The 16,391-nt window shown below is 42.3% G+C and carries 12 protein-coding genes and 3 pseudogenes; 7 read left to right on the top strand and 8 right to left on the bottom strand.

The features are described from left to right. Nucleotides 1-85 precede the first annotated feature (85 nt). The 5 genes and pseudogenes from rsgA (at nucleotide 86) to BDE27_RS13220 (ending at nucleotide 7,206) form a co-directional block, all read left to right on the top strand. Entirely contained in the window at nucleotides 86-1,144 is a 1,059-nt protein-coding gene (gene rsgA, locus BDE27_RS13240; RefSeq protein WP_099132673.1) for a small ribosomal subunit biogenesis GTPase RsgA, read from the top strand. 94 nt (nucleotides 1,145-1,238) lie between these two features. Next, nucleotides 1,239-2,144, top strand: a complete 906-nt coding sequence (asd, locus tag BDE27_RS13235) for an archaetidylserine decarboxylase (RefSeq protein WP_120211374.1) — start codon at nucleotides 1,239-1,241, stop codon at nucleotides 2,142-2,144. 40 nt (nucleotides 2,145-2,184) lie between these two features. Next, nucleotides 2,185-5,529 (top strand): miniconductance mechanosensitive channel MscM, encoded by a 3,345-nt coding sequence (mscM, locus tag BDE27_RS13230; protein ID WP_099132675.1) that lies wholly within the window; start codon nucleotides 2,185-2,187, stop codon nucleotides 5,527-5,529. Nucleotides 5,530-5,906: 377 nt separating this feature from the next. Then, nucleotides 5,907-6,452, top strand: a pseudogene (locus BDE27_RS13225) (transposase); the annotation flags it as partial. Between the two features lie 56 nt (nucleotides 6,453-6,508). Then, a protein-coding gene (locus BDE27_RS13220; RefSeq protein WP_244208789.1) for an IS1 family transposase occupies nucleotides 6,509-7,206 on the top strand; the annotation gives its coding sequence in 2 pieces (ribosomal slippage) (nucleotides 6,509-6,758 and nucleotides 6,758-7,206; 699 coding nt in all). Nucleotides 7,207-7,318: 112 nt separating this feature from the next. On the opposite strand, the gene BDE27_RS13215 is transcribed toward BDE27_RS13220, so the two are convergent. The 6 genes and pseudogenes from BDE27_RS13215 to recQ all read right to left on the bottom strand — a co-directional run bounded on the left by BDE27_RS13215 (nucleotide 7,319) and on the right by recQ (nucleotide 12,850). Continuing rightward, nucleotides 7,319-7,750 (bottom strand): carboxymuconolactone decarboxylase family protein, encoded by a 432-nt coding sequence (locus tag BDE27_RS13215; RefSeq protein ID WP_099133133.1) that lies wholly within the window; start codon nucleotides 7,748-7,750, stop codon nucleotides 7,319-7,321. A gap of 309 nt (nucleotides 7,751-8,059) precedes the next feature. Beyond that, on the bottom strand, nucleotides 8,060-8,413 hold the full coding sequence (locus tag BDE27_RS13210) for a DUF805 domain-containing protein (protein WP_099133132.1): 354 nt from the start codon (nucleotides 8,411-8,413) through the stop codon (nucleotides 8,060-8,062). A 258-nt stretch (nucleotides 8,414-8,671) separates the two neighbouring features. Beyond that, nucleotides 8,672-8,937 (bottom strand): annotated as a pseudogene (locus BDE27_RS13205) (substrate-binding domain-containing protein); the annotation flags it as partial. Nucleotides 8,938-9,184: 247 nt separating this feature from the next. Further along, nucleotides 9,185-9,985, bottom strand: coding sequence for a sugar/pyridoxal phosphate phosphatase YigL (gene yigL / locus BDE27_RS13195; RefSeq protein WP_099133130.1), 801 nt, complete (start codon nucleotides 9,983-9,985; stop codon nucleotides 9,185-9,187). A gap of 21 nt (nucleotides 9,986-10,006) precedes the next feature. Next, a complete protein-coding gene (pldB, locus tag BDE27_RS13190) occupies nucleotides 10,007-10,978 on the bottom strand; it encodes a lysophospholipase L2 (RefSeq protein ID WP_099133129.1) in 972 nt (323 codons plus the stop codon). Nucleotides 10,979-11,023: 45 nt separating this feature from the next. Next, on the bottom strand, nucleotides 11,024-12,850 hold the full coding sequence (recQ, locus tag BDE27_RS13185) for an ATP-dependent DNA helicase RecQ (protein ID WP_099133128.1): 1,827 nt from the start codon (nucleotides 12,848-12,850) through the stop codon (nucleotides 11,024-11,026). A gap of 285 nt (nucleotides 12,851-13,135) precedes the next feature. Here recQ and BDE27_RS13180 point away from each other — a divergent pair, with 285 nt between their 5' ends. Continuing rightward, on the top strand, nucleotides 13,136-13,621 hold the full coding sequence (locus BDE27_RS13180; protein WP_099133127.1) for a thioesterase family protein: 486 nt from the start codon (nucleotides 13,136-13,138) through the stop codon (nucleotides 13,619-13,621). 624 nt (nucleotides 13,622-14,245) lie between these two features. On the opposite strand, the pseudogene BDE27_RS20005 reads toward BDE27_RS13180, so the two are convergent. Both BDE27_RS20005 and BDE27_RS13165 read right to left on the bottom strand, forming a co-directional pair. After that, nucleotides 14,246-14,775: pseudogene (locus tag BDE27_RS20005) on the bottom strand (IS1 family transposase); the annotation flags it as partial. Between the two features lie 152 nt (nucleotides 14,776-14,927). Further along, complete coding sequence (locus BDE27_RS13165; protein WP_099133124.1) at nucleotides 14,928-15,167, bottom strand: SymE family type I addiction module toxin; 240 nt, start codon at nucleotides 15,165-15,167, stop codon at nucleotides 14,928-14,930. Between the two features lie 77 nt (nucleotides 15,168-15,244). On the opposite strand from BDE27_RS13165, the gene BDE27_RS13160 reads away from it, so the two are divergent. Beyond that, the gene (locus BDE27_RS13160; RefSeq protein WP_143707530.1) at nucleotides 15,245-16,192 is read left to right on the top strand and encodes a hypothetical protein; all 948 of its coding nucleotides are present in this window, start codon (nucleotides 15,245-15,247) and stop codon (nucleotides 16,190-16,192) included. Nucleotides 16,193-16,391 lie beyond the last annotated feature (199 nt).

Raw genomic sequence — 16,391 nt, 5'->3', positions numbered from 1 at the left:
TGTGAGGTATCATAACGTTTTTGATCACTCACAGCGATGATCAGCAAGATAGATGAAAGATAAACAAAAAAATAAGTGAGGTTCGGTGGCTAAAAGTAAACTTTCCAAAGGGCAACAACGCCGTGTGCAAGCCAATCATCAGCGCAAGCTGAATAAGGCTGATGCTCAAAAACCAGAAATGGATGACAGCCAGTTTGGTGAACCACAAGAAGGGTTGGTGATCAGCCGATTCGGGCAACATGCCGATATTGAAGCAGCAGATTCTTCTATACAGCGTTGCAATATCCGTAGAACAATACACTCATTGGTCACTGGTGATCGCGTTATATGGCGCCCCGCGCTACAACTCCAGTCTGATGTCAAAGTGAATGGTATCGTAGAAGCGGTTCATGAGCGCACTTCCGTTCTTACTCGTCCTGACTACTATGATGGCATCAAACCCATTGCATCAAATATCAACCAAATCGTGATAGTTTCCGCTATTTTGCCTGAACTCTCGCTGAATATTATCGATCGCTATTTAGTCGCATGTGAAACACTCAATATCGAGCCTCTGATCGTACTCAATAAAATCGATCTGTTGGATGTCGAAAGCCGTGAGTGGGTTAACGAAGTCATGGATATCTATCGCCATATCGGCTATCGCGTACTGGAAGTTTCTAGCTATACCGGTGAGGGTATCCCTGAACTGACCGCTCTGCTGGCTAACAAAATCACTATCTTTGCAGGCCAATCTGGCGTTGGGAAATCCAGCTTGCTCAATACCCTGTTGCCCGACATGAAAGAAGATATTCTGGTCAATAATGTATCAGATAACTCAGGCCTCGGTCAGCATACCACTACCACCGCACGCCTTTACCATTTCCCACTGGGGGGAGATGTAATCGACTCTCCAGGTGTCCGTGAGTTTGGATTGTGGCACCTAACGCCAGAACAGGTTACACAAGGTTTTGTCGAATTCCACGAATATCTGGGAGGATGTAAGTTCCGTGATTGCAAACATCTGGATGATCCTGGATGTGCCCTAAGGAAAGCATTGGAACAAGGCACCATTGCTCAGGAACGTTTCGAAAATTACCACCGGATTCTGGAAAGCATGGCACAGGTTAAACCACGCCGAAATTTCACAAACGCTCAAAAATAAGGCAATAATTAACGATACCCTGACATTAAAAATAATGGCAGGTACAATAGCCGACTTTTGTCCAATTTGCCAAGAAGAGATCCAAGAGGTTGACGTGCTGGATAATTTTAAAATCAGTCTACAATATTTACTGCCAAAACAATGCATTACAAAACTGGCAGGTTGGTTTGCCAATAAAAAGGCTGGCTGGCTAACGCAGCTTGCAATCAAGGCTTTTGCTAAGGCCTATAAAGTGGATATGAATGAGGCAAAAGATCCTTCATTCACTGCTTATTCAACATTCAATGAATTTTTTGTCCGCCCTCTTAAGGAAGGCATTCGCCCTATTGCCAATGAAGCCGACCAATTGGCTCTACCAGCAGACGGCACCGTAAGCCAGCTAGGGGCGATCCGAGAAGATCAGATTATTCAGGCCAAAGGCCACTATTACACTATAGAAGCACTGCTGGCAGGGCAGTATCAACTGGCCGAACAGTTTCGTAATGGTCAATTTATCACGACTTACTTATCGCCAAGGGATTATCACCGTGTCCACATGCCATGTGATGGCGTGCTTAAGGAGATGATCTATGTCCCTGGTGATCTGTTCTCAGTAAACCCATTGACGGCAGCCAATGTGCCAAACTTATTTGCACGTAATGAACGCGTCATCTGTTTATTTGAGACAGAGTTTGGCCCCATGGTGCAAATTCTGGTTGGTGCGACCATTGTTGGCAGTATTGAAACGGTCTGGAGTGGCTGTGTCACACCTCCGCGTGAAGGCATCATCAAGCGCTGGACCTACCCTACAGAAGGTCAAGAAAGCATCATCTCCCTCAAAAAAGGAGAGGAAATGGGACGATTCAAGCTGGGTTCAACAGTGATCAACTTGTTTGCTGCTAATCAGATTAATTTTGCCAACAACTTATACAGTGGTTCACAAATCCGTATGGGAGACATGATGGCACAGACTGTCACATCAGAAGAACTCACAGTAAATAACGATGAATCAAAGAATTAAAGATCTCATCAGCTAATTTATAACCAAGGAGCCCCTTATTGTGCGCCTGATTTTCAGTTTACTTCTCAGCCTATTAATTGCGAACCCGGCTTTTGCTTCTGTGCCTCAGTTGGATGAAACTCAACTAAAACAAGAGCTGAAACAGGTTGGAGGTAGTAAGCGCTCACAAGATTCTGAAATCACACATGCACTTCAAGGGGCAATAAATTGGGTTAATGATACAAAATCCGCCAATGAGCGTACTCAGAAGTATCGACAAGCAATTGATGAATTTCCTAAAATCATCAAAGAACTACGCCAAAAAATCCTTGCTGAAAACAATGCCGCTACTCCCATTCAGGCCAATCAGCCTATCAGCAATTTAGAACAGCAAATTATCCAGACAAATAACGAATTACAGGAACAAGGACGCCAATTACAGCACGAACAGGATAAGCTTCGAGAAATCAGTGATTCCATGAGTCAATTGCCTCAACAACAGGCTGAAACAAAGCGTTTGCTGGCTGAGGCAACTTCTCGGCTCCAGTCTCTGGATTCACCTTCCACACCACTGGCCAAAGCGCAATTAGCGCTGGCGCAAGCAGAAGTCAATGCCCGTAAGGCTATGTCTGATGAACTGGAGATGGCTCAACTTTCTGTCAATAATCGTCAGGAGATTGCGCGCATACGCGCAGAATTATACAAAAAACGCTATCAACGACTGGATCTTAAACTCCAGCAATTACGCAGCCAGTTAAATACCCAACGCCAGCAGAAAACGGAATCTGCACTGGAGTATACAGAAATGCTGGCGGAACAGAGTGGAGAAAAACTGCCACAGTTTTTGCAGGATGAACTCCAGCAAAACCGCCAATTGTCGCAAATGCTCAATCAACAAGCCCAGAGAATGGAAGCCATTGGTTCAAAACAGCGCAAGGCCAATAGCGAAATTCTTTTTGTTCTCCAAACACTCAATACTATCCGTGAACAAGCACAATGGCTAAACGATTCCACTGCACTTGGCGAAACCTTGAGAGCGAGAGTCACCCATATTCCCGATATGTCAAAATCCCAGCAAATTGACAGGGATATTGTCGAATTACGGGTCGAAAGACTGAAATATGAGGAAATGCTGGAACACCTGCAACGGCCTCTTGAGCAAATATTGCCCTCATATCACACTCTGACGCCAGAGCAAAAGAAGGTCTACGAATCACTTATCCGCACCAGGAAAGAGCTATTAAATTCCCTGCTATCAGGATATGACAATGAGATACTGGAACAGACACAATTCAAGGTAATCACCAACAAATTAAATGATGCCCTGAAAGAAGTTCAGGATGCTACCCACCGTTATCTGTTCTGGGTAGCAGATGTCAATCCTATATCGCTCAATTATCCATTGCAGGTGGTGCAAAATCTGACGCGTCTGTTATCGCTGGATACGTTCTCTCAGTTGGGTGCCGCCATCCACAGCATGTTGACTAAACAAGATACTCTGCTCTATTTGCTGGGTACTTTATTATTGGTCATTTTTAGTGTTAGCTCACACCGTCAGTATCATGCTTTTCTTGAGCGTTCGAGCAATCGCATCGGTAAAGTGACACAAGATCATTTCTCTCTGACTATGCGCACAGTTTTTTGGTCTGTTGTCGCGGCATTACCGTTGCCAATGCTTTGGTCAGCCATTGGTTATGGGTTGCAAAATGCATGGCAATATCCAATGGCTACCGCAATAGGCAACGGTGTACGTGAAACCACCCCCGTTCTGTGGGTCTTTATGCTCAGTGCGGCCTTTGCCCATCCCAATGGCTTATTTATCGCCCATTTTCGCTGGCCAGAAGAACGCATCAAGCGAGCGATGCGTTTCTATCGTCTTTCCATTTTCCTGATCGTGCCTTTGATGATGGCATTGATCACTTTTAATCATTACAAAGACCAGGATTTTATCGCAACCCTCGGCAGGCTATGTTTCATCATGCTCTGTATTTCACTAAGTTTGGTAACCAGCAGCTTAAAACGTGCCGGCATTCCACTCTATATGGATAAACATGGTTCAGGTGAGAATATTGTTAGTTCTGTTCTATGGTGGATACTACTCTCGGCTCCAATCTTAGCGGCCCTCGCTTCGATCCTGGGTTATCTGCAAACCTCACAGGCGCTATTAGGTCGTCTGGAAACCTCTGTCGCTATCTGGTTCTTCCTGCTGGTCGTTTACCACATTGTGCGTCGATGGATGCTGATCCAGCGCCGTAAGATAGCTTTTGAGCGGGCAAAACAACGCCGTGCAGAAATATTGGCCCAGCGTGCCAAAAGTGAGGAAGATTCTGGCAATATTAATAGCAGTGTAGAAGGCACAATCGAAGTTGAAGAGCCAGTCATTGATTTGGATGCCATCAGTGCTCAATCGTTAGGATTAGTGCGTTCAATCCTGACAATGACAGCACTGGTTTCACTTATCCTATTGTGGTCTGAGCTCCATTCAGCCTTTTCTTTCCTTGAAAATATCCGGCTTTGGGACGTGAGTACAACCATCAACGGTGTTGATAGCGTTCAGCCGATTACCCTAGGCTCCGTATTAATTGCAATCTTAGTTATTGTTATTACTACTCAACTTGTCCGTAACTTGCCAGCTCTGCTGGAACTCGCCCTGTTACAGCACTTAGTGCTGACACCGGGAACAGGTTATGCCATTACAACACTGACCAAATATAGCATTACCCTCATTGGTGGTCTGGTTGGTTTTTCTCTGGTGGGAATTGAATGGTCAAAAATACAATGGCTGATTGCTGCAATGGGGGTTGGACTTGGTTTTGGCTTACAGGAAATTTTCACCAATATTATTTCTGGCCTGATCATCTTATTTGAAAAACCGATCCGCATTGGTGATACCGTAACTATCCGTGGTCTGACAGGCAGTATCACGAAGATCAATACGCGGGCAACAACGCTGTCTGACTGGGACAAAAAAGAGATTATTGTTCCCAACAAGGCCTTTATTACAGAGCAATTCATCAACTGGTCACTGTCTGACACGATCACTCGTATCGTCCTGACAATCCCTGTGCCGGCTGATGTTGACTCCGCAAACGCCACCGACATATTAATGTCTGCCGCCAAAAGTTCACCCTTTATTCTCGATAACCCGATGCCGGAAGTATATTTAGTGGATTTGCAACAAGGCATTCAGATTTATGAACTACGTGCTTATGCCGCAGAGATGGGGCATCGTATGCCTGCCCGTCATGAAGTGCATCAACATATTTTGCAGGAATTCCGCAAACATGATATCACCTTGCCATTCCCACCATTCCAGGCACGGGTTGATATTTTTGGACAAGAGATCCGCAGTGCTACAACTAACTTCACGGGCCGTAATCCTCCACGCAGGCCGGGAGAACTGTAAGCCTATAGCCAATAATAACCACATGATCAAACGCATACCTTTTCAAATTAGCGGATTACTGGCATTCAATGGCGTTTCTAGGAATGGAATTTTATTATAACTAATTGAATATTTTAATTTATTTTAGTCAATTTGTTTTATGCCCCTTTTAATGCCCCAGATTTTTTTGCTTCCTTTTTATTTTTTATCTAACTGATTTTACTTAGTTAACCCGATATATGGACACTGATTTAATTCAAGTGGGTGGGTAAATTTTTTTGACAACGTAGTCGCAAACATATATTCGGCTTCAGTGAGCCCTGATGGAGCCTGTAAATTAAATTGTGTATTTGCCTTATCTTGATCTGTTTAATTTACTATCAAAATAAGGTTGATTTATGAACGAGAAACAATTACAGGCTCTTGCCCATGAACTGGCTAAAAACCTCAAAACCCCTGACGATCTCAACCAATTTGATCGTTTACTAAAAAAGCTCAGTGTTGAAGCCGCGCTTAATGTGGAAATGAACCATCACCTCGGTTATGAGAAAAATCAGCCCGAAACAGGCACTAATGCTCGTAATGGATACTCATCAAAAACAGTAATCACTGGCGATGGACCTCTGGAACTCAGTACTCACCGAGATCGTGAAGGGAGCTTTGATCCCTTGCTCATCAAGAAAAACCAAACGCGTTTCACCGGCATGGATAATCAGATTTTAACCTTGTATGCCAAAGGCATGACTACGCGTGAAATCGTAGCCACTTTCAAAGAGTTATATGATTCAGATGTCTCCCCCGCCTTAATATCCAAGGTCACCGATGCGGTCATGGACCAAGTCATTGAGTGGCAAAATCGGCCTCTGGATGCCATTTATCCGATTGTTTATCTGGATTGTATCGTGCTAAAAGTCCGTCAGGACAACCGCGTCATCAATAAATCCGGTTGTGATATCAATTTATTGATCATGTATAATCTTTCTATTTGGAGAACATTCAAATGGCAAAGATTGATGTAACCTGCCCCGCTTGTCGTGCGTTTAAAGGGATCCATCGCAATGGGCGCTCACGTTCTGGTCATCAGCGTTATCTTTGCCAATCCTGCCGTCATTCCTGGCAACTTGAGTTCACTTATGCCGCATGTCGCCCCGGAACCCATAAGCAAATCGTCGATATGGCCATGAATGGCCTGGGATGTCGGGCGACAGCGCGGGTGATGGGGATTGGCCTAAATACCGTGCTTCGCCACTTAAAAAGCTCAAACCCAAATCGGTAACAGAAGCCATTACACCCGGCACCGAAGTGATTATCTGCTGTGAAATGGATGAACAATGGTCGTACGTGAAGTCAAAGAAACCGCCGCGCTGGCTCTTTTACGCCTACGACAGGACAAGACGAAAAGTGATCGCACATGTTTTTGGTTCAAGGACAAAGAAAACATTAATGCGCCTGATGGCCTTGCTGGCACCTTTCAATATCGTTATTTATATGACAGATGGCTGGAAAAGTTATGAAAAAGCATTGGCAGGGAAACTGCATGTGGTCAGTAAGCGTTATACCCAACGTATAAAGAGGCATAATCTGAACCTTCGTCAGCATTTGGCAAGACTGACGCGAAAAACATTATCTTTTTCAAAATCCATAGAAATGCATGACAGAGTTATAGGATATTATCTGAACATTCATCACTATCAATAAATTGTAGTCATAACCAGATTTTCTTTTAAAAGGAGGGACCGTGATCCCAACTTCCAGAATAAAATATTTCCTTTTAATTAGCCCAAAGCAACTACGATGAAATCAAATAACATTAATGACGCATACCGATTGCCAATCGATTCATCCCATTCATAAGCGCAATCGCAAAAGTCAAATCAGAAATTTCCTGATCCGTGAAGTGATCTTTCAAGGGTAAATAAGCATAATCATCTGCGTGTGTCGTTACAATGTGAGTAAGCGCTTCGGCCCATTCCAACGCCGCTTTTTCACGGTGAGTAAACTGACTACTCACTCGCCATCCAGCTAATTCAGCTAACCGACGTTCTGCCTCTTGATTTTCGCGCAAAACTTGAGTGTGTTTATTTAAGCAGAAAGAACAACCATTGATTTGAGATACTCGCAAATAGATCAATTCAACTAATTGCAAACCTAACTGACTATTTTCCAGACCTTCTTTTACCACACGAAAACCTTGCAATAGCTCTGGAGATAAGTTGTAGTAAGCGAGACGCAATTTACTCATAAATAACACTCCTTATATTAATATCCCAAGAGACTATATTAAAAATTATTACTTTAAGGAAAGAATTATTTCTTATAATAACTATTCATTTAAGTTAAAAAAACATAAAAGAAGCATTGATTCAAATTTATATAATTCACCATACCAATTATTCAATTAGATAATTAACAAAAAAATGCCACTAAAGTAATAAGTGGCATTTTATATTACGTGGCAAACTAAACAATTAATCTTTCTACACCGAAAACGCTTCAACCAACTGATTTATATCAAATAAATTAAAAATCTTTAGATGTGTGTTTTTCGATATTAATACTTTCTTCTTGGATCAGCGCCGTATTCATTATCACCCTGAGTACCTTCCAACAGAGTAAATACGAATAAAACAATGCTGGCTACGGGAACAAAAGCTAATAAAAACCACCATCCAGAACGGTTAATATCGTGCAGTCGGCGTATTGTTACAGCAAGACTTGGAATAAAAGTAACAATGATATAAATCAACAACAATGCAAAACCAGCAGTATCATTAATTGCTGAACCCAATACTATAAGAGCCAGGAATACAATAATGTTAAATAAATAGAACATCCAATATTCTTTACGACGGGCACGGCCAGAGAATTCAGCATAATTTTTCAAAACACTAAGATACCAATTCATAATATCACTTTATCGAAATCAAATTATATAAAAGAAAAGCAGGCAAACTATAAAGGATGATAGATTCTATACCTAATTATCTTTTAATGTCCATAGTCCATTACTAGTTGGTAAATATTTTCTTATTTATGTTATTATTAGATAGTGATTTAAAAAAACCTTACAAATGTAAAATTAGAAACAGGAACAATATAAATCTCTTTAGCTCATATCAAAGTTACGCATAAATCTATCAGAAAAATAAGACCAATTATTTTACTATAAACTAAGCTTGCACCCACAAGATTCACCCATTTGTAATTCAAACTCACGCTCCTGAGCTGTTCCATGTTATCAATATTTCAATAGCAGTTTTGGTCATTTTGTCGATGGGCTGACGCACCGCAGTTAAAGAAGGCACATTAAATTGTGATTGCAGGGTGGCATTAAAACAAACTAGTGCAATATTATCGGGAACGGTTAGCCCATTTTCAGCCAACGCACGTAAGCAACCAAAATCCTGTAAGTTCATTGGTCGCAAACAACACTGGTATACAGCAAACCGTCAATCTGACGGTTTAATCCTGTTTTTTGGATAGCATTTCGCATTTCTGGCACAAAAAATGTTGTAATTAATCCAATACCGGCCATCAATGGAAAATAACGCAATGGGCATGTTATAGAAAAAATACAAGTTCCCATCAGCATGGTTGGTTATTTGACTGGAAAAATGACTTATCAATATAAGAAAACAGCATCACATCGGATGCTGTTTTCAAACAATTAACTTCTTTAAACCTGATACATTTTCCGTAAATAACAGGAAACTGCATCATCCGCATTGGAACCAATAAGTTCCATATCAGGTAAAATATCTTTCAAGCGCTGGTGCGCTCCCTGCATGATGCAGCCTTTACCGGCCACACTTAACATTTCCCGATCGTTCATACCATCGCCAAAAGCAATGCAGTCATTTAATTGATATCCAATCAATTGACAAACTTGCTCCAATGCATGACCTTTAGAAACACCACCAGCCATCACTTCCAAACAATTCCTCAGTGAAAAACTGACATTAACCCTTTCCCCCCAACGCGCTTTAATCCTCTCTTCCAAATCCACCAAATAATCATGATCTTCACTGGTGTAGTACACCTTACAAACGCCATTTGTAGGAAAATTATCGCGCTGAAAAAGTTGGTAATGGAAAACTGACTCCTGAAAAAACTCTTTCTGTTCAGGTGATTCTCTATTTATTAGCCAATCATCGTTATTGAAATAATTAGTCAGGATATTGGGATTATCAAACTCCAATAAACACAAATCATGGGCAATATCAGGATCTAAGTTATGGCTAAATACCAATTCATCTTGGGTATTGTGAACCCTTGCACCGTTGGAAGTGATCATATAAGCATCAATGCCCAATCCATCACGGATCTGTCCCACATCAATATGATGCCGTCCTGTTGCAAAAACAAAATGAATCCCTTGTTCCGTCAATAAGTTCAACGTTTCCTTGGTATACGGGGTTAATTTATGGTCGGGAGATAACAAAGTGCCATCTAAATCTGAAGCAACAACATGATACATGGTTATAGTTCCTAAACTAAATCAGTTCTGGTCAAAAAAATCACAAATTGCATTGAGAGCCTGCGCTCGCAATACATCTTTTTCGAACAGGATTTCGTGATGAGCCCCCTGGATAATCAGGGGATTTTGGTGAGATGCACAAAAAGCCAATAACTCCCGATTACTTACTATCTTATCTTCACTTGCTTGTAATACTATGAGTGGAGTTTGAATTTTGCCCGCATTTTCAATCAGATTATCGCCCATCAGCATACTCTCACGCATCCAATGGTAAGTTGGCCCCCCAAGACGTAATTCAGGATAATCAGCATAGTAACGCAAATAACGCTGATAACGCGCATAACTGTGCGTTAATAGATTGATAAAATAAGGTAATGGCCGCCATTGCCCCGTTGATAGGGCATAAGCGTTACGTCTTTTTACATTGGGTTCCGCCTGGTTAACCAGAAAATTTGCCAACCAGCGGGGCATTGGTAAGTTGATACCAAACATCGGCGCACATAACGCCACAGCACGAAAAATCGGCTCCTGGTAACGTATCAGAAAACGGCTCAAGATCGCACCACCCATTGAATGGGCCATAGCATAGTAGCGATGAGACTGACGGGGTGCCACTTCAAGCTCAATAAATTTAGCTAAGTCATCCACATAATGATCGAACTCTTCAACATGGCCTTTTTGTCGATCGTCCAACATGCGCCCTGAACGACCTTGTCCACGGTGATCAATAACGAAAACATCGTAACCCAGATGATAAAAATCATAGGCCACTTCAGGGTATTTCACGTAACTTTCACTACGGCCAGGCAAAATGACGAGTGTTTTGTCATGATAGGGGGAACAAAAGGAGACATAATGGATGGGAATATTATCAATTCCTACAAATTGCCGTTCTTCTCTTGTTTGCCAAAAATCCAGTAATAGTCCATTCGTAAAGGCTGAGAACTGAGGTTCACGGTTTAACCAGCTAGCTTTCAATATCTCAGGTACCATTCTTCATCCTCAGTTCACTGTCCTTTAGTTACTCAAATCTCTCAGTTACTCAAATTCTTCAAAATGCTCTCGGATTAAGGTCATAAATGCATCACCAAAACGCTCCAATTTCCGCTGACCAACGCCATTAATCAGCAAAAGTTCATCCGGCGTTATTGGGCACTGTTCTGCCATCTCAATTAACGTGACATCATTGAAAACAACAAAGGGTGGAATATTGTTTTCATCAGCAATGGATTTACGTAATTTACGCAACTTAGCAAATAATTTGCGATCATAGTTGCCGCTGTACGATTTGTTTTGCTGATTGCGGCTTTTCAAGTTTTGGATACGCGGTACGGCAAGTTGTAGAGGCACTTCGCCACGTAATATAGGCCGCGCAGCCTCTGTCAATTGCAGCGCAGAATAGTTGGCAATGTTTTGGCTGATCAGCCCCAAGTGGATAAGCTGACGTAAGACACTCATCCAATGTTCCTGACTCTGCTCTTTACCAATGCCATAAACAGGCAGCTTGTCGTGCCCAAAATCTCTAATGCGTTGATTATTTGCACCACGTAACACTTCTACAATATAGCCAATCCCAAAACGTTGTCCAACGCGATAGATACAGGACAGCGCTTTCTGTGCTTCTACCAGACCGTCGTAACGTTTGGGAGGATCAAGGCAAATATCACAGTTGCCACAAGCTGTTTGGCGACTTTCCCCAAAATAATTCAACAATACCAAGCGCCGACAGGTCTGCGCCTGTGCAAATGCGCCCATAGCATTGAGTTTATGCCGCTCAATATCCTGTTGTTCACCTGCGGGTTTTTCTTCTAAACAGCGCCGCAGCCATACCATATCCGCAGGATCGTAAAACAGCACGGCTTCCGCAGGTAAGCCATCTCGCCCAGCCCGGCCAGTTTCCTGATAATAAGATTCGATATTGCGGGGAATATCAAAATGCACGACAAAACGCACATTAGGCTTGTTAATCCCCATACCAAATGCAACTGTTGCCACAACGATCTGCAAATCATCTCGCTGGAAAGCATCTTGTACCCATGCCCGTTGACTGTTTTCCAGCCCCGCATGGTAAGGCGCAACACTTAACCCCCGCTTTTGCAAACGCTCCGCGGTTTCTTCCACTTTATTACGACTATTGCAATAGATAATTCCACTTTTTCCCTGCTGGCCTCGGACAAATGACCAAAGCTGATCAAGCGGTTTGTATTTCTCAACTAAGGTATAGCGAATATTGGGACGATCAAAGCTGCTGATATGGATAATCGGCTCACGCAACTCCAGTAAACGTACGATATCCTGACGGGTCGCTTTATCTGCTGTAGCGGTTAGTGCGATCACAGGAAGATCGGGGAAACGACGACGAAGTTGCCCTAATGCTCGATATTCTGGGCGAAAATCATGCCCCCATTGAGAAATACAGTGAGCTTCATCGACAGCCAATAAAACAGGCTGCCAGTCGGGAAGTTGGTCAAGAAAGTTATCCGTTACCAACCGTTCAGGGGCGATATAAAGCAGTCTAATACTCCCCTTACGACAACGTTGAATGATATCAAATTGCTGTTCACGATTTTGAGTTGAGTTCAGACATTCCGCTTCAACGCCATTCGCACGTAGTTGATCAACCTGGTCTTTCATCAATGAAATGAGTGGAGACACTACCAGAGTCAGCCCATTTTTAACCAATGCAGGGATCTGGTAGCACAGTGACTTACCGCCTCCCGTTGGCATAACCACCAGACAGTCGCGTCCGTCAAGAACGGCGTCAATAACCTGCTGCTGTCCCGGACGAAATTGCTGGTATCCGAATGTTTTTCGTAATGCTTGTTCAGCCAGCGATGCCGTGCTGATGAGTTCTGCGGTAGACACGCCTTTCCTCGATCGTTAGAAGATAATTCCTGAAAAAACCTAAAAACAGGCTATAAAAATACAGTCGCGATCCGATCGCCTGTATATAAAAAATCACCGCTTATTCTACACGCTATATGGTTATTTTTTGTAGTCCGTTTTTTTCCCATGAATTGTTTCTCGAAGCGCTTCACAGACTGGCAAAGTCGATAATGAAAGCATAAACTTAACAATCAATTAACCATATAAGCCCATTTAATACCCGTTGATTTTACTTTTTATTATCAGGTTATCAGGAAAATCACCATGGAAAATATTCAGCCAGTAGACACCATCTTAACCCCAGAAGAAGCCCGTAAATTTATAGGTGAACTCTTTGTTTATCATATGCCATTCAATCGCCTGTTGGGTCTCGAACTGCTCCGCTTCGAACAAGACTACGCAGAACTGCAATTTTGCTACCAAGAAAAATTGATCGGCAATATGATTCATAAAATTCTACACGGTGGTGCAATCGCTTCCATATTAGATGTTGCTGGAGGGCTGGTTTGTGCAGGTAATGCATTGATATCAATTGAAACAATAACCATCGCAGAGATCCAAAAACGTCTGACGACATTGGGCACGATTGATTTGCGCGTGGATTACCTGCGCCCCGGGCGTGGTGAAGTATTTACTGCCAGTTGCAATCTTATCCGCGCTGGCAATAAAGTCTCTGTCGCCAGAATTGAATTGCATAATGAAAAACAAATGCATATCGCTAGTGCAATGGGGACTTATTTGGTTGGCTGATGTTTTCAAACCCTAATACCTAAAACTAATACCCAATTCATGCCCAAAATACAAACTTAAAATAAATGAAGGAATGTGCCAGCAAAACACGTTCCCTTTTCATGGGCATGTTCATTTTTAACCCCACCATTAGTTTATAATTCATTGATTTACATAAATTATTAAGTGATTCCAATCACATTCGTGTGATCATTTATTATACAGACCAAAGAAGTGCTATATCCTCCTTTTTGTTATCTGAACGACAAAACTTTTAAGTTTTTGGGGTAAGGACATATGGATTGTCGCTCTCGTTGTCGGTTCAGGGAAGAATGCCGTCTCCCTCTGCCAAATGTTTATCAAGCACAAGCCGTCAACACTTTTATCATTCTCAATGTCCTCCGCATTAAACACGTTCCGTTATCACTCTAATAAGAAACAACTGGTAGCAGAATAATGCGCTCATTAGCGCTAAATACGGGAGAACAATATGTCATTAAAAAAGGGCAACCAATCTTCTGACGGTCTGCTGTTCACGCTGAGCACAGGTAGTTTATCGCCGAAAACTTTTGTAGTTACGAATTTCACACTGACAGAGAGTTTATCGAATCCCTTCCAACTTGATGTTGGACTAGCGAGCGCTAACCCTGCCATTGATTTTTCATAACTTTTCCAGCCATCTGTCATATAAATAACGATATTGAAAGGTGCCAGCAAGGCCATCAGGCGCATTAATGTTTTCTTTGTCCTTGAACCAAAAACATGTGCGATCACTTTTCGTCTTGTCCTGTCGTAGGCGTAAAAGAGCCAGTGCGACTGTTTCTTTGACTTCACGTACGACCATTGTTCATCCATTTCACAGCAGATAATCACTTCGGTGCCGGGTGCAATGGCTTCTGTTACTGATTTGGGTTTGAGCTTTTTAAGTGGCGAAGCACGGTATTTAGGCCAATCCCCATCACCCGCGCTGTCGCCCGACATCCCAGGCCATTCATGGCCATATCGACGATTTGCTTATGGGTTCCGGGGCGACATGCGGCATAAGTGAACTCAAGTTGCCAGGAATGACGGCAGGATTGGCAAAGATAACGCTGATGACCAGAACGTGAGCGCCCATTGCGATGGATCCCTTTAAACGCACGACAAGCGGGGCAGGTTACATCAATCTTTGCCATTTGAATGTTCTCCAAATAGAAAGATTATACATGATCAATAAATTGATATCACAACCCTTTTTCTTATTTTATTGCAAAGAAATAATTATGCTATTCGAGAATATCTGAGCCGGGATATAAATTATTCCGGCTTTTTATCATCATCCAGCCCTCTAATCCCCAATAAGCTCCCGCATTCTCAGCTTAATTTCACTGAACTGGTCTTGCTGGCATCGATACTGTTGCTTGATGGTGCGGGTGTCGTCAGTATCAGGAATAAGCACCAGACAGCCGTCCATAATCTTCACGGTCAGGGTGCAACCTTTATCGAACCCAGCGGCCTTAAGCCATTGCCCTTTAAGATGGATTGCACGCGGGGCTTTGGCCTTGTCATTTTGCAGCACGTATCCCATCTGTGGTAGCTCCCCCAAATCACCTATTAACAGACCGCCACTCTGGGTATATGATACCCCGACTTAATGAACAAACCGTGCTGCATCAGTCATTATACGGCGCTCATCTTAACAATCGCCAATTCCGGCAATACCAAAAAGTCGCAACAACTTGTCTTACAAAGTTATTTATTGAAACATCAATCAATAAACCAGCCAGAGAACAAGCTATGACCCCAAGAACCAAAGCAGAACAAAAAATCCTCGCGGGGACTCCCGTCTCTGCCGTTGTCTATATTTGGTATCCCTGCCACAAATTTGTTGCAGGGCATGCCTCTATCTATATTGGTGGAGTACCCAGATGCCCCTGGTCAATTGGGGTTACGGAACCCCCAACACCGCAAAATTCCACACCAGCAAGCCCCATACCACCAACTGAAAGGAGACGTTCAGCTTCTTCCATTTTTTCAAGACATGAAAGAAGTCCTTCAAGGGGTTCTATCTTCTCACGGGGTGCCGGTTCTCCTGCTCCTTACAACGTTACTGAAAGAGATTGGCCTTCAACATCCATACAGCATCCACCATCTCCAACAGATAATAATTATGTCAGTTTCTATTCTGATCCCAACAGGTATCGAGGAGGCTTATCATTTGCAGGAACCTTCGGTAATATTCAGAAAGATTTTATACTACAACCCCATCTGGAATATTTGCTTATCAACTTAAATGTTGAAAAAATGCAGGAAAAAAAGAGTGAAATCTATATTGGGAAAACATATGGCAACTATCATGTGAGCCATAGCTATAGTACTTTCAGTAAAAATTGCGCAACAATAGTTGCCAGAATATTAACAGCGGGTGGTGTGGAAAGTTTATTAAACCCAATTCAGAGAATAGGATATGGAAAAAATATCTATTGGACTCCGAAAGACATTGCACAACTATGTAATGAGTTGAGAAATAACGATCTTGCAGTCAAAATACGAGGACTAGATTGCCCTGATAAATCTGAATTACCAATTAGAACGATGATGGGATTCAGATAGTTTGATAGTGTAAATATGTCAATATCGCTTGCCAACGTGGTTCACTGTTAGATCCTCTCCAACATTCAGACTACTTATGTAATAAATGAGTTTTCCGCATAAAAATAGATAATCCTGTTACCCAAACATAACAATTTAGCATAAAGTGCTATTTGGCTAAGTGGAAAAATTTAATTTATTATTCATGCCATTAACTACT

The organism is Xenorhabdus ehlersii (assembly GCF_003610465.1).
Classification (GTDB): domain Bacteria; phylum Pseudomonadota; class Gammaproteobacteria; order Enterobacterales; family Enterobacteriaceae; genus Xenorhabdus; species Xenorhabdus ehlersii.
The sequence above is the reverse complement of the archived record's forward strand: the minus strand, read 5'-3'. Positions and strand labels throughout refer to the sequence as shown.

Bases quoted from the DNA above. Each gene is read 5' to 3' on its own strand.
- yigL (WP_099133130.1), bottom strand. From the start codon at position 9,985: ATGTATCATGTTGTTGCTTCAGATTTAGATGGCACTTTGTTATCTCCC.
- BDE27_RS13210 (WP_099133132.1), bottom strand. From the start codon at position 8,413: ATGAATTGGTATCTTAGTGTTTTGAAAAATTATGCTGAATTCTCTGGC.
- BDE27_RS13215 (WP_099133133.1), bottom strand. From the start codon at position 7,750: ATGAGTAAATTGCGTCTCGCTTACTACAACTTATCTCCAGAGCTATTG.
- pldB (WP_099133129.1), bottom strand. From the start codon at position 10,978: ATGGTACCTGAGATATTGAAAGCTAGCTGGTTAAACCGTGAACCTCAG.
- BDE27_RS13165 (WP_099133124.1), bottom strand. From the start codon at position 15,167: ATGGGATACGTGCTGCAAAATGACAAGGCCAAAGCCCCGCGTGCAATC.
- BDE27_RS13180 (WP_099133127.1), top strand. From the start codon at position 13,136: ATGGAAAATATTCAGCCAGTAGACACCATCTTAACCCCAGAAGAAGCC.